Annotated in this window: 15 protein-coding genes; 4 read left to right on the top strand and 11 right to left on the bottom strand. The window is 46.3% G+C overall.

Annotated elements, in window-relative coordinates:
- Positions 1-20 precede the first annotated feature (20 nt).
- Positions 21-2,018 carry a glycoside hydrolase family 31 protein gene (locus tag F6X55_RS19535; protein ID WP_153465435.1) on the bottom strand — a complete coding sequence of 666 codons (1,998 nt, stop codon included), beginning with the start codon at positions 2,016-2,018 and terminating at the stop codon, positions 21-23.
- A 33-nt stretch (positions 2,019-2,051) separates the two neighbouring features.
- Positions 2,052-3,296, bottom strand: coding sequence for an ABC transporter substrate-binding protein (locus F6X55_RS19530; protein WP_237648722.1), 1,245 nt, complete (start codon positions 3,294-3,296; stop codon positions 2,052-2,054).
- A gap of 267 nt (positions 3,297-3,563) precedes the next feature.
- On the opposite strand from F6X55_RS19530, the gene F6X55_RS19525 reads away from it, so the two are divergent.
- A complete protein-coding gene (locus tag F6X55_RS19525; RefSeq protein ID WP_153465433.1) occupies positions 3,564-4,466 on the top strand; it encodes a helix-turn-helix transcriptional regulator in 903 nt (300 codons plus the stop codon).
- Between the two features lie 73 nt (positions 4,467-4,539).
- Here the strand turns inward: F6X55_RS19525 and F6X55_RS19520 are convergent, their stop codons facing one another.
- Positions 4,540-5,121 carry a TetR/AcrR family transcriptional regulator gene (locus F6X55_RS19520; RefSeq protein ID WP_153465431.1) on the bottom strand — a complete coding sequence of 194 codons (582 nt, stop codon included), beginning with the start codon at positions 5,119-5,121 and terminating at the stop codon, positions 4,540-4,542.
- A gap of 278 nt (positions 5,122-5,399) precedes the next feature.
- On the opposite strand from F6X55_RS19520, the gene F6X55_RS19515 reads away from it, so the two are divergent.
- Entirely contained in the window at positions 5,400-6,809 is a 1,410-nt protein-coding gene (locus F6X55_RS19515; protein WP_051382254.1) for a DHA2 family efflux MFS transporter permease subunit, read from the top strand.
- A gap of 80 nt (positions 6,810-6,889) precedes the next feature.
- Here the strand turns inward: F6X55_RS19515 and F6X55_RS19510 are convergent, their stop codons facing one another.
- The 4 genes from F6X55_RS19510 to F6X55_RS19495 form a co-directional block, all read right to left on the bottom strand.
- Positions 6,890-7,795, bottom strand: coding sequence for a sensor histidine kinase (locus F6X55_RS19510; RefSeq protein ID WP_153465429.1), 906 nt, complete (start codon positions 7,793-7,795; stop codon positions 6,890-6,892).
- A gap of 20 nt (positions 7,796-7,815) precedes the next feature.
- Entirely contained in the window at positions 7,816-8,559 is a 744-nt protein-coding gene (locus F6X55_RS19505; RefSeq protein WP_153465427.1) for an ABC transporter permease, read from the bottom strand.
- Positions 8,552-9,475, bottom strand: coding sequence for an ATP-binding cassette domain-containing protein (locus tag F6X55_RS19500; RefSeq protein WP_153465425.1), 924 nt, complete (start codon positions 9,473-9,475; stop codon positions 8,552-8,554). Before F6X55_RS19500 ends, F6X55_RS19505 begins: the two co-directional genes overlap by 8 nt.
- Before the next feature lie 94 nt (positions 9,476-9,569).
- Positions 9,570-10,262: a response regulator transcription factor gene (locus tag F6X55_RS19495; RefSeq protein ID WP_153465565.1), complete on the bottom strand. Its 693-nt coding sequence runs from the start codon at positions 10,260-10,262 to the stop codon at positions 9,570-9,572.
- Positions 10,263-10,427: 165 nt separating this feature from the next.
- Between F6X55_RS19495 and F6X55_RS19490 the strand changes: the two genes are divergently transcribed.
- Positions 10,428-10,868 carry a hypothetical protein gene (locus F6X55_RS19490; RefSeq protein WP_153465423.1) on the top strand — a complete coding sequence of 147 codons (441 nt, stop codon included), beginning with the start codon at positions 10,428-10,430 and terminating at the stop codon, positions 10,866-10,868.
- Between the two features lie 117 nt (positions 10,869-10,985).
- Here F6X55_RS19490 and uvsE read toward each other — a convergent pair whose 3' ends face one another.
- The 4 genes from uvsE to F6X55_RS20135 form a co-directional block, all read right to left on the bottom strand.
- Positions 10,986-11,939, bottom strand: a complete 954-nt coding sequence (uvsE, locus tag F6X55_RS19485) for a UV DNA damage repair endonuclease UvsE (protein WP_153465421.1) — start codon at positions 11,937-11,939, stop codon at positions 10,986-10,988.
- 123 nt (positions 11,940-12,062) lie between these two features.
- Positions 12,063-12,773, bottom strand: coding sequence for a 5-formyltetrahydrofolate cyclo-ligase (locus F6X55_RS19480; protein WP_153465419.1), 711 nt, complete (start codon positions 12,771-12,773; stop codon positions 12,063-12,065).
- A gap of 123 nt (positions 12,774-12,896) precedes the next feature.
- Positions 12,897-13,520 (bottom strand): spore coat protein, encoded by a 624-nt coding sequence (locus F6X55_RS19475; RefSeq protein ID WP_026569423.1) that lies wholly within the window; start codon positions 13,518-13,520, stop codon positions 12,897-12,899.
- A gap of 140 nt (positions 13,521-13,660) precedes the next feature.
- A complete protein-coding gene (locus tag F6X55_RS20135) occupies positions 13,661-13,831 on the bottom strand; it encodes a hypothetical protein (protein ID WP_026569422.1) in 171 nt (56 codons plus the stop codon).
- A gap of 176 nt (positions 13,832-14,007) precedes the next feature.
- Between F6X55_RS20135 and F6X55_RS19470 the strand changes: the two genes are divergently transcribed.
- Positions 14,008-15,078 (top strand): aldo/keto reductase, encoded by a 1,071-nt coding sequence (locus tag F6X55_RS19470; protein WP_153465417.1) that lies wholly within the window; start codon positions 14,008-14,010, stop codon positions 15,076-15,078.
- The last annotated feature ends 281 nt before the right edge of the window (positions 15,079-15,359 follow it).

Below are 15,359 nucleotides of genomic sequence, written 5' to 3'. Positions count from 1 at the left end.
AAAAGATAAATAGACAGACCCTATAAAGGCAGTTCCGCGTCTCCTCTTACAAACAGCGGCATGGTATCAAGCGGTGTTTCGCAGGTAATCCGCTGTCCGCCTTCGTAGACGTTGCCGTTGTTTGCATCCTTCCAAGTCTCCCCTTGAGGCAGGTAGACCGTACGGCGTGCCGTACCTTCATACAATATTGGTGCCACTAGCAGGTCCGGTCCGAACATATAAGCATCCTCTACATTCCAGGCTTCCTGGTCTTGCGGGAAGTCGTAGAACAATGGGCGCATCGGCGGAGTCCCTTTTGCGTGCGCCGCTTCCATCAATTCGGTTATATACGGACGAAGCCGTTCACGTATTCCCATATATTTTTTAAAAATCTTATAAGCTTCCTCTCCGTAGCTCCACACCTCATTGTCCGCGCCGCTTGGGCATAAACCGCCACCGCTTGTTCCCAACGGTTCCTGGTGTGGTTCCCGATCGCCATGAAGACGAAAAACGGGACAAAACGCACCATATTGGAACCAGCGGACCATGCATTCTCGGAACGCCGGGTCATCCGGATTGCCGCCATGAAAACCGCCGATATCCGTTGTCCACCATGGTATGCCGGCAAGTCCCATGTTCAAGCCAATGGCAAACTGATTGCGCAGTGAAGCAAAACTGGAGTCGATATCTCCCGACCATACGAGCGCGCCATATCGCTGGCTGCCGGCCCAGGCACAGCGGACAAGATTGACCACGTTCTCCTGTCCTTCGGCGGTCATGCCATCGTAAAATGCTTTTGAATACATGGCTGGATAAATATTTCCGACCTGGAGATTCGGCCCGATATGGTAGCGGAAATTGTCAAAATCGTAGACGTTGTACTCCGGCTCTGCCTCATCAAGCCAAAAGGTTTTGATCTCATAGTCATAATAGTTGTGTTTTGCTTTGTTCCAGACATACTCTCTAGCCCCTGGATGGGTGGCGTCAAAATAAAGCGTGTTGCCCAGAAAGTCGTGATTTATACGGATGCCGCGATCCGTTCTCGTCAAGTAGCCTTTTCGCAACATTTCTTCATAGTTTTCGCTTTGCTTATCGACAGTCGGCCAAATCGACACCATCAGCTCGATTCCCATGTCTTTCAGTTCCGTGACCATCGCTTCCGGATCTGGCCAGTAATCTTTATCAAACCGCCAATCCCCTTGTTTCGGCCAATGGAAATAATCGATGACAATCACCGAAATCGGGAGTTCGCGACGTTTATATTCCCTTGCGACCTCCAGCAATTCCTCCTGTGTCTGGTAGCGCAGCTTGCACTGCCAAAAACCCATTCCATAATCCGGCATCATCGGCACCGTCCCGGTCGCTTTGGCATAGGCTTCTTCGATTTCTGCCGGAGTGTCACCGGCCGTTATCCAATAGTCCAGTTGCTTGGTCGACTCTGCTTTCCATTCGGTGATGTTTTTTCCGAACGTCACTTGCCCCACAGCTGGATTGTTCCAGAGAAATCCATAGCCGAGACTGGATAGTGCGAATGGCACGGTGGCCTGTGAATTTCGCTGGGCAAGTTCGAGTGTGCAGTTTTTCAAATCCAATATCGGCTGCTGGTATTGCCCCATCCCGTAAAGCTTTTCCTCCGGGTTGGATTCAAATCTTAACGTCAGTTGATAATCTCCGCCCAAGTGGGGCTGAAACTCACGCGCATCGATTTTCAACGCACTGCAAAACGCTTTGATGTTCTTGCGGTTTCGGACATACTCTTCCAGTAGTATCTCGTTCTTTTGGTTATAGAAAGTAAGCTTGCCGGCACTTGTCAGCTCGGCCCGGATCTTGCCATTTTGAATGACGGCTTTTTCCTCGCCGATCGTAATTTCGGCTGTTCCCTCTTCCGGTTCAAGCAGGGCCCAATCCTGCGGCTCCATTTCAGCATGAAATGTCGAGCGGACACGCAAGCTGTTTTCTCCCCACGGTTCTATCCAAAGTTTTTCACTATCGTATTCTCTTATCAGGCAGCTGCCTTGTTTACTGAAAACATCGTTCATATCTCCTGCACCCTCCAACTCAGCAGTAATCGGTTATTCTACTTCCTCTACCTTAGCGGCCGCATCGGACAATGCTTCGTCCACTGATTTTGAATCGGTCAGTGATTCCTGGATGGCGATTTGAATCGCTTCGGAAATTTCCGGCCAATCCGGTGATGGTCCGCGCGCTTCTGCCACTTCCATAATCGGGATGAAAGCCTGTAAATAGTCATCGTTTTTCCAGTAGTCCGACTCATTCAAAACATCCTGTCTTGGCGGAAAATACCCTGTGTTCTTGGTAAAGCCTTCGATTTGCTCAGGAGCCAGCAGCCACTTCAGAAACTCCCAGGCCGCATCCACATTGGCCTCCTTGGTAATTTCGATATTGTCGCCGCCAAGTACGGAGGAAACTTGTTTGTCTTTCGGAATCGGCACGATGCCAAAGTCCATGTCCGGGTTGGCTTCCTGCAGGCGTTCGATCATCCAGGGGCCGTTGACCATCATCGCCAATTGCTCAGAGGAAAATTTCGTTGCTAGATCATCCTGGGTCGAACTAAGTATATCCTCGCTCATCGATCCAGCGTCCAGCATGTCTTTGATAAGCAATAATGCTTTATTTGCTTCTGCCGAATCTAAATGTTGGTAATCTCCTCCCGCCGAATAAAGGAACGGGTAAAATTGAAAAGTGGCTTCTTCTGATTTGACAGCGGAGACACCAAGTCCTTTCTGGTCATCGGTCGTCAATTCTGCAGCAGTTTCCTTCAGCTCGCCCCATGTTTCAGGCGGCTCCATTCCTGCCTCCTCGAACATGCCTTTGTTGTAAAACAGACCCAACGCGTTACTTGTCAGAGGCATGCCGTAGTTTTTTCCTTCATAGACTGTCGACTGCAAAGGAGATTCTAAAAAGTTTTCCGTCTCCTCCCAGTTCTCCACTTTGTCGGTAATGTCGGCCAGCACGCCCATCGATGCCAAAGAAGCGTTATCGACAGTATCCGATATAATAATGTCAGGAAGATTGCCTCCGGCAGAGCCGATGGATAATTGCTTTTTAATATCGCTGAACGGCACGTATTCACTCTTCACGTGTATTTCATCCTGTGACTGATTGAAGTTGTCCAACAGTTCCGTCAGGTACTCCTCCGATCCGGTATAATAGTGCCACAAAAGAATTTCCTGTTTTCCATCCGCGGTTTCCGTGTCCGTCCCGGATTCTTCTGTGATACTGGAACCACCTCCGCAAGCGCTCAGCATGAAGAGAAGCAGCAAACTAGTAAAAGACAACACCCATCCTTTCTTCAACAACAACACCCCTTCTTTTCTTGTAAGATCAGCACTCTCCCATTTTGCTCATGCAGCAAGACTTAGTTAATCGCTTTCACTATTTGATAAAAAAATAAGACCCCTGTCCATTGGCGGTTTGAACGCGTTTGATTTGTCGAGCTGCCTAATAAGGGAGAATCAAATGCTTAATTAAAATAATAGTGATAATAGAAAGCGTTTTCTTTATTAATTCTCGCAATTTATAACACAATTCTGATATATTAGAAGATAAGGGGGGAATCACAAGTGGATAAAAACCGTTTGATGGAAGACAGAAATCATGGCGATCCGATGTTTCCTTTAAGAACGTACACAGAAAACAAGCTTGATTCCAATGGTGTCATTTTCGGGTTGCATTGGCACTATGAAATGGAATTTACCCTCCTGGAAAAAGGACCGGCCATTTTTCAAATTGGTTCCTCCAGTGTCATCCTAGAGCCTGGTGAAGCTGTCCTGATTCCGAGCGGCCAGCTTCATGCATCCTATCCTTTGCAACAAAACGCTTTTCAGATTACCGCTATTGTCTTTCATCTTAATTTCCTCCGCAGCTTTGCGTATGACCAAATAGAGTCCCATTATGTGGACCGGTTGGAACAGCTGGAAACGTCCCAGCCTCTCATCATCAAACCGAATACTGACTGGGAGCAATCAATTTTACACTCCCTTTCCCGTATCATCCACTATGCCCAAAACAGGCCGCCAGCCTATGAATTGGCGATCAAAGGGCTATTGTTCGAGGTGATGGCAGAATGGTTGGGGAACTATCCTATACCTGAAAAAACGGTTCATAACGAAAAAACGGACCAAATTAAAAAAGTCCTCTTATATATAGAGGACCATTTCCACGAAAAAATAAAGATCAAAGACTTAGCCTGCCTTGTGCAAATGAGTGAGGGGCATTTCAATCGATTCTTTAAATCCATTGTCCGGATGACCCCGATTGAATATACCAATACCATCCGTATCAATCATGCAGCGAAATTACTGCGGGAAACTAACCGAAAAATCTTGACCATCGCGTTGGACGTCGGGTTCGACAACCAGAGTTATTTCATCCGTACGTTTAAACGTTATAAAAAGTGCACGCCTTCGCAGTTCAGAAAAATGAAAGAGCCGGCAGAAGAGCCGATAGGTTTTTCGAATAGATAACTTGATCAAGCCACTAAAAAGACGATTCTCAAATAAAGGGAATCGTCTTTTTTACCAAAAACATCTAATCCGTCTATCTCTCCTCCAACTCTCTGTGGCGAAGCTGATAAATCTGTTTCGCCATATAAGACGGCGTGTACGGCATATCATTTTGCAGCCAGGCCACGATCGTACCCATGTAGGCTGCGGAATCATACCAAATCACAATGTCTTTATGTACAGTGGACTCTTCTCCTTTCCGTTCCACCCTGGATATGATCCGCTCTGTCAAAAATGCCAACAGCCTGTCTCTGAAAATCGGAATCCGCTTAGAGGTGAAAACGATTTTGTAAAACGCTGCATTGTCGGCTATATGATGCAGCACGCTCTCCATTACGTGCCACTTTTCGGTTTCTTCAGCCGAGTTTCGCTCTGCTTTCGCTTCCTTCCATACTTCAATGAGATTACTCATCATTTCATCAGCCATCTTTTCCAGCATATCCGGTATATCGCGGTAATGCAGGTAAAAGGTGACCCGGTTAATCGTCGCCCGTTCTGCCAGACGGTTTACCGACAGTTTTTCGATATCGATTTCCTGAATCAGTTCGACAAACGCATCCTTCAACAACCGACGTGTCCGAACGATCCGTGGATCCGTTTTTTTCTTTTCCTCCATCTCCCTTTCCCCTTTCTTTCTATACAACAATTTTTCAAAATCTGCTGAGTTTCCCCAGCTTTAAGCTACAATACATCAATACTTGTAAATTAATAGACACATCAAGAAAAATTGTATGTTGAACCCGCCTATTTTCCTATCTATAATTTAATTTATATGTTGTAAATTATACTACAATTTATAAAATTACTGAAACACCTAGGAAAGGATGACAATCATTGACTTCCAACGACACAACAGACAGCATTCCAATCAGAAAGGGTCCGGTCTTGGCGATCATGATTTTGGGCGCTTTCTTTGCTATTTTCAACCAAACGACCATGACGGTGGCACTTCCGACATTGATGGAAGAATTCAACATTGAAGCAGCAACCGGACAATGGCTGACGACAGGATATATGTTGGTGAATGGCGTCTTGATTCCAGTCACGGGATTTTTGATGCTGCGTTTTTCGACCCGCCAGCTGTTCCAGACCGCGATGATCATTTTCCTGACCGGGACGCTTGTCTCCGCCATGGCCATGAACTTCCCTGTCCTGCTCACCGGGCGGCTCATCCAGGCAGCATCCACCGGAATTATGATGCCTTTGTTGATGAACGTCGTTCTGTCGCTTTTCCCTCCGGAAAGACGGGGAGCCGCAATGGGTACAGTCGGGCTTGCGATTATTTTCGCCCCTGCCATCGGGCCGACGCTTACCGGTTATATACTCGATGCTTTTCCATGGCAGGTCTTGTTTTACGGCATGGTGCCATTTGTGGTGATAATCATCATTTGCGGCTTCATCTTTTTGAAAAACGTCTCGGAAACCAAAAAGGGCAAGATTGACTTGGTGAGTCTGATTCTTTCCACCATCGGATTCGGCGCTCTATTGTATGGCTTCAGTGAGGCGGGAAACGAAGGCTGGTCCAATATAGAAGTAATCATTTCGATTACTGTCGGCGCGCTTACGATCGGATTATTCACGTGGCGGCAGTTGATTTCAGAGAAACCTTTCCTTGATTTAAAAGCGTTCCGTTACAATATGTTTTCTCTGACGACAATCATTAACTGCGTCATCACGGTCGTGATGTATGCCGATATGATTTTGCTACCGCTTTATTTGCAAAACGCCCGGGGCTTCACCGCTTTGGAAGCAGGCGCGCTCATGTTTCCAGGCGCGCTTTTGATGGGATTGTTGAGCCCTGCTGTCGGGAAGCTTTTCGACCGCTACGGGGTGAAATGGCTGGCCATCATCGGGATAGCGATCATTCTCGCAACCACCTACAGCTTCGCCAATCTGAGTGACTCAACAAGCTATACATTCCTCATTTTGATGTACACAGGACGCCGGATCGGGATGGCATTATTTTTAATGCCGCTGCAAACGGCTGGATTGAACCAGCTGCCGTCAAGGCTGAATGCACACGGAACGGCTATCTCCAATACGGCACGGCAAGTGGCCGGTGCGATCGGTACTTCCTTGATCGTCACGATTATGACGAGCAGAACGAAAACCCATCTACAGGATATTGCGGCCCAAGGTGCGGCTAACGGCGAAACACAGGCACACATGACCATGGAAGCTTCTATCCAGGGAATCAGTGACGCCTACTTCGTTATGCTTCTCTTCGGGGTGATCAGCCTTGTCCTGTCCTTTTGGATAAAGCGTGTCAAACAAGCGCCGGAGGCAGAAATGGCAGAAAGCTAAACATGATTACAGACATGCAAAAAATCCCTTCCTTTTTATTCGGAGGGGATTTTTCAATACCAAAAAAACTTATGATGTATTCAATTCAACCTTTCCCATTCACACGTCATCAATAATTGTTTTCCAACTAATTCAGCAGTCAGGCTGCCATTCATCTTTTCCATCAGGCTCTTGGCAATCGGCAGTCCCAGCCCTGTACCTTTTCCCGTTCTTGTCTGGTCCGCTTTATAAAAACGGTCGAATAAATGGGCCAAATCCGCTTCGCTTAAACCGTCGACCGAATTGCTGACAGTCAAACGGACGGATGAAGGGGTCTGTTCAAGTTGGACAGCCACCTCCCCGCTCGAATGCCTGATCGCATTGATCACCAAGTTTTCCAGCACCCGTGTAATAGCAGACGGATCTGCCATTACCATAACTTCTTCTCCCGTCCTTTCCATTTTCGGCTCTATCTTTCTTTTACTAAATTCTTCATAAAAACCTACCAATACTTCGGTAAGAAGCGGATTCAATTTTACTCTTTCCAGTTTTATCGGATAATCCGCTTGTTCGATGACAGAAAGCTCGAAAAAGTCTTCCAGCAGGACCTTCAATCTTTTTACACCTTTCTTGAGGGTCTCGATGTATTCCTTTCTTTCCTCGGCGCTTAATTGTTCGGATTCCAAAAACTGAAGATATCCCGATATCGTCGTCATCGGGGTGCGGATGTCATGCGAAATATAGGATACAGCCTGCTTCAACTCATTTTCCGTCTTTCGCTTATCCGCATTGGCCTGTTTTGTCCGGTCGATTTGCTGGTTGATTTCCTTTGCAAGGATTTCTACATCGTTGTTAAAAAAACGGATGTCCACTTTCTTTTCCGTAACCCGTTCATTGACTTTACGCAGCTGGCCGGCTATCCGTTTGATTTCCTTTTTTAACATGTACTGACGGGCGAGCAGGCACACAACAAACAATCCCATCAGGATGATCGCACCATACAACATATACTCACCCGCCACCTTTCTTACTTGATTTCTTTATGTTTAAAAATAAGGCTACCCACAATCCCGAATACCAGGAATGTCCCGATGGGAATCACGATCATCTTGATCATTTCCGTACCACCTACTTGGTTGATCTCTATGATTTTTTTTGACAATTGAAAAACAGAATTGTCATGGACAGGCTTCAAGAACGTCAGCTTGGAACTGATCATCCCCAACATGGTATCTGCCAGCATGAAAAACAGCAGTAGAAATCCAACGGTCTTTCCGCTGTCGGTAAACATGATGGAAAACAACGCCATAATCGAGGCAAAAGCTGCCGCATAAAGGATCGTGAGTCCTATTGTCTGGAGATAATAAGGCCAGTCTAAACTGCCGGGAAAACCGACGATGGCACTGATGACAGTCATAAACACCGGCATGGTGAGCGAGATGATAATCGCTCCGGCCGCGAACATGACCAGCTTGGCAAAGTAAATCCTGATCCGGTTATTTCCCGAAGATGCGAGGGACTTCATCGTTCCCCTCGAGTACTCGCTCGTGATAAAAAATCCGGCTAGAATACAAGGGATGTAGGAAACGATTTGCTCATTGAAGCTTAGTGCATAATATTGATAATAATCATTCAGAGGAGTTAGTTCTCCTCCATCCAAGCGGTCCATCATTGTCTGGAGAACAGCATACGCAAAGATTATCCCGGTAAGCACCCATAAGGAACGGTCATTCCTCAACTTGAACCACTCGGTCTTCATCAAGTTATCCATGCTGCACACCCCCGATGCGATGGGTAAAGTATTCTTCCAATTCTTCTCCCATTGGCATGAACTGTTCCAAAATCAGTCCTTCGTCTGTCAGTGTTTTGGATACTTTTCCTGGCATCTCCGTGTAAGCAAACAGCTTGATGGATCCGTCTGCAACCACTTCAAATTCACTTGTTCCCAGCTCGCTCTCCAGCACGGTTGCCGCTTTGTCCGGTTGGTCGACCTTTATGTGCAGGTATTGTTGGCATTTTTCATTCAATTCTTTTGCCGATAACTGCTCCAGTAATTTCCCCTCGTGGATAATGCCATAATGGGTTGCCAATAAATGAAGTTCGCTCAAAATATGGCTGGAAATCAGCATGGTGATTTCCTGTTCCTGGTTGAGTTTTTTCAACAGTTCCCTGATTTCGATGACGCCCATTGGGTCGAGTCCGTTAATCGGTTCGTCGAGGATCAAAAACTCGGGATCGCCCAATAAAGCAATGGCCAGTCCGAGACGCTGCTTCATCCCTAACGAAAAGTTTTTGGCTTTCTTTCTGCCGGTATCCTGCAAGCCTACCAACTTGAGGCTTTGGTCGATGCATTCCTTACCAGGGATGCCTTTCAACAGTCTGTGTGCTTCAAGGTTTTCGGCTGCTGTCATATGCGGATACAAAGCAGGTCCCTCAATGATGGTGCCGATCCGTTTCCTCGCTTGGATCAGCTCTTGTTCACTATTTTCGCCAAACAACTCGAACGATCCCGCAGTAGGACTGGCCAGCCCTGTTATCAGGCGAATAAACGTTGATTTCCCTGCTCCATTTTGCCCGATAAATCCATAAATCGATCCTTTGGCAATCGCCATATCCACTTTGTCGAGTGCCATTTTGCCGTGGTATTTTTTTGATAAATGATTGGTTTTCAATATATAGTCACTCATCCGGTTTTCCTCCCTATCTTTTCCTGTTCATGTTTACGCTTTTACTATAAGGAGGAAAACATAAGAAAGGCTTAAGGAAAATCTTAAGAAAACCTTAAGTTTTCAGCCGATACCCCATCCCCCAAATGGTTTCGATATATTCTTCAGCCGGATTCACCTGGGACAGCTTGCTTCTTATATTGCTCATATGGACGTTGATGGTATTATCATCACCATAATATTCCTCATTCCATACGCTCTTAAATAAATTCGCCTTGGTATACACTTTGTTCGGAGAGGATAGCAAAAGGTACAATATCTGATACTCCCTTGCGGTCAGCTTTAAAGCGTGTCCGCTCACGGACGCTGTTTTTGCCTCCGTATCGAGTACAAGGTCTTTATGGCGGAGCTCTTGGACAATAGGTTTATCCACCATCCGCCGATACCTTCTCAGACACGAATCGATCCGGGCGGAGACCTCCTCATTATCGAACGGCTTCGCTATGTAATCGTCTGCTCCTGTTCGCAGCGCATCGATTTTCACCTGCTTCTCCAGTTTTGCGGAAATGATGATGACCGGAACATTACTTTCTTGCGCTACTTTATCCAGTATTTCTTCCCCAGACTTGCCGGGCAGCATCAAGTCCAGCAGGACCAAGTCCCATTTTTGATTATCCAAATAAATGACCGCTTCCGTTCCGGAATAAGCAGATTTCGCTGTATATCCACTTTTCCGGATAATACCACAAAGCAGACGATTGATATCTTCATCATCTTCTATGACCAATATGTTGGTTGAATCATTCATTTTCTTCACCTCGTCCATTTCTCCCCTTATCATTCACGGAAATCGAAGCGAAGTCAATACGCCCAGTTCAGAACCAGAACAAAAGAATACTACTTTTCCCTTTGGATAGAGGAAAATGCACGCTTTGTCTAGTAATTGTTTACTAGCTAGAAAAAGGAAAGGGAAGTGGACCTCATCAAACTGTTTGTCAGCTTGTTTATTTGTTGGTGCTTGACAGCCATTTTGCTAAGCAGTTCTGCTCCAGAAAGTCATCACAAACAAACCGTTGTACACAAAGGAGTGGTAGTATCACTAAAAATCGAGGGTGGGAAGGAAGGGCAGCATTATTTAATCCATATTGTAACTGACGGGAGCCAACATGGGAATCTCGCTGTGTTTCCACAAGATAAATCCTTCGTGATGGACGAGAAAGATGAAGAAAAAGAAGTTCTACATACCCTAACCAAATATACAATTAACGTATTCGGGACCGAGTTCAATGACACAGATGAACCGGCCTTGAATAGGTTAAGCGGATCTGAAAAGAGCGCAACAACGCTACTGAAAACACTCAACATTACACCCGAAGAAGATACAAACTCGTTAACGATTGACTTGAACGAGTGATGAAAATTGACCGGATAGTTATCCTATTTCACTAAGGGGGCCTTTCTTTAAAAAACTTTCCCCGGAAACGATTGCGTAACCCAATGATCGCACTCTGTATGGAATTTATTACATGGTTTATATCTCTATCGCTGCTCCTTTCACCCGCTTAAACCCACGTACTTTTGCTAATTCTTCCACCAGATTCAAAGCTGCTTTGTCTTTCGCTTTTGCTTCGATCATGATATCTGCAGATTTTCCGTAATCCTTTAAAGCCTTGATGAAATCCATCGCAAAATCTTTCTCCACGTAATCAGCATGTGCCCGGTACAGTTTTTCCGATTTCGGGGAGGATAAGTGGAATTTGGGAGACTTACCCGTTCCATCCCATGTAGCGAAAATTCTGGGCAGAAGCTCCCGGAAATCTTCCTCTCCCGGGTTCGCCCAATGATGGTGATAATCGAACACAAAAGGAACTCCGTGCTTTTCACAAATTTGCAAGGTCTCTTCTGTGGTGTACGTCTTATCATCGTTTTCGAGCGTCGTTTGTCGGCGGATAGGTTGCTGAAGCTTGATGAAATTTTGGTCAAAGCGTTCGATGGCTCCCTGTTTATTGCCATATGCACCGCCAACATGGATATTCATCGTGGCTTCCTTATGTAATCCCATCGCTTCCAGCATCTGATAATGATAGCTCATATCAATGATCGCGTTGTCCGTCACATGGTCCTGCGGGCTGGTGAACAAGGTGAATTGGTTCGGATGAAAACTGACGCGCAACGCATGCTTTTTAACCAGCGCTCCAATCTCTTCGAAAAGAGGCCGGAAAGGGGTGACAAAATCCCATTTCACCTCCGGGTGGGTGGCAAGCGGCACAAGGGAAGACGACATACGGTAAATGTCGATTCCATGGGCAATATTGTAATGAAGGGCTCGAAGCGTATTGATTAAATTCTCCTCGGTAAGATGGTGAAGCTTTTCTTTCCTGCCATCTGTGTCTTGTTTTTTCCAATTGGTGAACGTTAAGGCCCGGGAAGGAGAAGCTTCCCATAAAGAAAGTGCAGTTGAGACGTAGCCGAATCTGAGTAACATTTTTTCACTCCAGTCTGTCCTCGTCCGTATAGTGTCTATGTTTCAAAATAGCTTTATAAGCAGCAGTAACAGCTATATTACCCTTTATGTAAACTGCACTCACCTATTCTTGAGAACATCCCTTTACTTTTTTTGTTCATGCAGTTCCTTCAGCACTGGCATTTCTTCCAATTCTTCCTCCGTCACAAGCTCCCACTGTATTCCGCTCGGCTTCTCATAACCGGAATTTGTCTTGATCAGCTCTTTTTCCGTTGCAATCCAGTCAACTGTCAAATCGAACGGATCTCGGGGGATGTCTTCCCCAGTCAACTGTACACTGTGAACCGTACCGATGATTGGCACATCAGGGTTGCCAAGCTCCCGGATGATGGCATATTCCCTGTCCGCATAGCCTGCACCTTTGCCCACTCTTCTGCCGTCCCGATGCAACGCTACGGAACCGACGAAAAACAAATCAATAACCGGAATCTCATCAAGCGGAATTTCTTTTCCATAGGATTTTATATGGGACAGGCTCGCTGCCCTTCTTTCTTCACCTTCCGGCACCCACTCCGGCTTCACCTTGATGAAACCAGCCCGAAGTCTGGGAGTGGGCACAAGCAACACCTTTTTGTCTCGTAATACTTGCGCCCGGATCGGCAATTGTGGAGCATCCGGATTTACTTTCACAACCTTCGCGTCTTTGTATGCAGGTATCGTTGTAACAAATTCAGCCGCCTGCTCGGCTCCTTTGAAATTGGGAATGCGGTTTTGCAAAGGAAAGGGGAACCTGCCCAATTTTTGTTCCATTAAATAGTTCCATTTTTCCTCTCGTATGTCTTGTTTTGTTACCACCTAGCCACACCTGCCATCCATTTTGCTATCTATGAATTCATTTTACCTTATCAGGTCTCCCTTTTTATAGTGGCAAGTAAAAATGCAGGAATAAGAGGAGAACTCTTTTCCTGCATTCATTGTTTAATGCATGCCTTGTGGCGGGGTTTTTGTATAAGCTTGCAACATCGTAGTCATATCCTGTTCTTTCAACTGGGGAACCTGATAGTAACCATGCTTGTTTTGATAAAGGAATAGCTCATAGCCCATCTCGATCAGGTTCGGCACACTGTCTGCCACGATACGGCGCAGAACGGGATTGTTCATTTCCGCCGCGGCCATGGTAAACGTAGAGGCTGCTGCTTTGGTCTGGCTCAGCATAAAGGAAGAATAACATTCGTCCGTAAGCTCCCCCACAGACTGTTTCGGTTTCTTCGGCTGCCCTGCATTCAACCCATAAGTAATTTCGTTGCTTTGCTCCATTTTATACTGCTGCGTCGGCACGTTCGGATCCTGTCCCGTTTGAAAGCTATCTACGACTGTGTTATAGGTTTGCGTCAAGAAGGCAGATTGACGCTGCAGGATTCCCTTCAGCTCCTGATCCTGGATATGTTGGTCGTACAATTTGTATTGCTCGAGCACACCGATCAAACAGCCGATCAATTCATGAGAGTCCAACATTTCGTGTGCGCCATGGTTCATGGCCTGGTTTGCCATGTTTTGCGGCATTTGCGTACCGCCTTGCATTTGATTTTGATTTTTCGCCATACGATGACCTCCTGCTTTATGGATTCGTGCTTATATTTTCCATGGAGGATTTATTTATGTATTTATGTGTAAGTTCTAAAACAAAAGGCTGTGATGGTGAAAAAACATGAAACGATTTTCTCCATCCAGCCCTGTGAATATTAAGCGTTTTTTCTTTTGGTCATCACCTTTAACCCATAAGCAAATATCCCATATCCAGCCGCCGTCTTTGCAGCCCAGTTCGCGGCGCTCTCTTCTTCAGAAAAAATCACCGCTGGTATCAAAGTAGATAATGTGTATAGTCCCAACACTTTCATATATCGTTTATTCATCGTCATTCAACACCCTTCCCTGCTGATATGGTCTCATTATAGCAGGGGCGTTTTCGTGACTATGTGAGATTTGTCACTTATCAGGCGGATAAAAGGACGAGATTTCTTAAAACTGTTTAACCAATCCGATGTTCCGGGTATCAAAATAAAATAACGTCATTCATTGGAGGGATATAATGGAATACATCAACCTGGGGAATTCCGGTCTGCGGGTTCCTAAATATATACTCGGAACCATCCCGTTCAGTGGAACAAATGGTTTTGAAGCGACCGGCAATATTAAAGAAGACGAAGCACGCAAAATGGTCGATATTGCCTTGGATGCCGGAATCAACATGTTCGATACCGCGAACCTGTATTCGAAAGGAGATGCGGAACGCGTACTCGGAGCCGCCATCAAAGGTCGACGGGACGAAGTGCTGCTTACGTCGAAAACCGGATTCCAGTTGGGCGAAAAACCGAACGATGGCGGAGCTTCTCGCATCAATATCGAAACTTCTATCGACCGTTCACTGGAGCGGCTGGGCACAGATTACCTTGACGTGTATTTCGTTCATCTATGGGACGGGCAAACGCCGATTGAAGAAACGGTAGAAACGATGACCAATCTCGTCAAATCCGGAAAAATCCGCTACTGGGGTGTTTCCAACTACAGCGGCTGGGCGCTTGCACGAACTTTCTCCATTGCTGAGAAGCCTGGCTACATTCCGCCAATCACCCAACAGATTTACTATACACCTGAGGCACGGGAAGCGGAATACGAACTGCTGCCGGCAGGAAAAGAGCTTGGCATCGGCTCGATGATTTGGAGTCCGCTCGGCGAAGGACTTCTCAATGGAAAAATCGGCCGCAACAAAACCGCTCCTGAAGACACCCGACAGGGAGGAGGCTGGCCAGAACCCTGGGTGCAGGATCAAGAACGTCTTTATCAAGTGATCGACGCACTGGAAGAAGTCGCAGCCAATCACGATGCCAGCGTACCGCAAATCGCCTACACCTGGGTCAAAGACCGTCCGAACGTCGGCCCGATTGTCATAGCTGCTCGCAATGAACAGCAGCTGAAGGAAGACATCGCTTCCTTTGACATTCAGCTGACACAGGAGGAGCATGACCGCATCGAATCGGTCGCACGTCCGGCACCTCTCTATCCGAACTGGCACCGCGCCATGAATTCCCTGGAAAAGGGCAGTCCATCAGAAATACCGTATCTAAAAGGATATAAACAATCGATGGGATTGGAAGACTGATTCTTACCATTGATCAAGACAGAGCCTGAGACAAAAGCATCGTGACCAAAATGAAAACCGAACGAACCATCATTCGTTCGGTTTTTTTGATGAGCAATCAAAACGTTCGATGCTATGAAAAGTGCAACTTTCCACTCCGGCAAGGTACTTCGCTTTCCGCGGGCACGGCTTCAGCTAACTTGGCAAAGAAAAGCCCTTTGCCAAGTGGATCTTCAGCTCGCGCTCCTCCCGCAGGAGTCTATGTACCTTGCCTCCGTTGGATGGAGATTCCTTCTTCTGGT

Source organism: Sediminibacillus terrae, assembly GCF_009602435.1.
Classification (GTDB): Bacteria; Bacillota; Bacilli; order Bacillales; family Amphibacillaceae; genus Sediminibacillus; species Sediminibacillus terrae.
Note: the sequence above shows the minus strand (reverse complement) of the source record. Positions and strands in the feature narration are given on the sequence as shown.

Bases quoted from the DNA above. Each gene is read 5' to 3' on its own strand.
- F6X55_RS20135 (WP_026569422.1), bottom strand. From the start codon at position 13,831: ATGAATAAACGATATATGAAAGTGTTGGGACTATACACATTATCTACT.
- F6X55_RS19535 (WP_153465435.1), bottom strand. From the start codon at position 2,018: ATGAACGATGTTTTCAGTAAACAAGGCAGCTGCCTGATAAGAGAATAC.
- F6X55_RS19510 (WP_153465429.1), bottom strand. From the start codon at position 7,795: ATGTTGTATGGTGCGATCATCCTGATGGGATTGTTTGTTGTGTGCCTG.
- F6X55_RS19515 (WP_051382254.1), top strand. From the start codon at position 5,400: ATGATTTTGGGCGCTTTCTTTGCTATTTTCAACCAAACGACCATGACG.
- F6X55_RS19475 (WP_026569423.1), bottom strand. From the start codon at position 13,520: ATGGCGAAAAATCAAAATCAAATGCAAGGCGGTACGCAAATGCCGCAA.
- F6X55_RS19520 (WP_153465431.1), bottom strand. From the start codon at position 5,121: ATGGAGGAAAAGAAAAAAACGGATCCACGGATCGTTCGGACACGTCGG.
- F6X55_RS19505 (WP_153465427.1), bottom strand. From the start codon at position 8,559: ATGGATAACTTGATGAAGACCGAGTGGTTCAAGTTGAGGAATGACCGT.
- uvsE (WP_153465421.1), bottom strand. From the start codon at position 11,939: ATGTTACTCAGATTCGGCTACGTCTCAACTGCACTTTCTTTATGGGAA.
- F6X55_RS19500 (WP_153465425.1), bottom strand. From the start codon at position 9,475: ATGAGTGACTATATATTGAAAACCAATCATTTATCAAAAAAATACCAC.
- F6X55_RS19470 (WP_153465417.1), top strand. From the start codon at position 14,008: ATGGAATACATCAACCTGGGGAATTCCGGTCTGCGGGTTCCTAAATAT.
- F6X55_RS19495 (WP_153465565.1), bottom strand. From the start codon at position 10,262: ATGAATGATTCAACCAACATATTGGTCATAGAAGATGATGAAGATATC.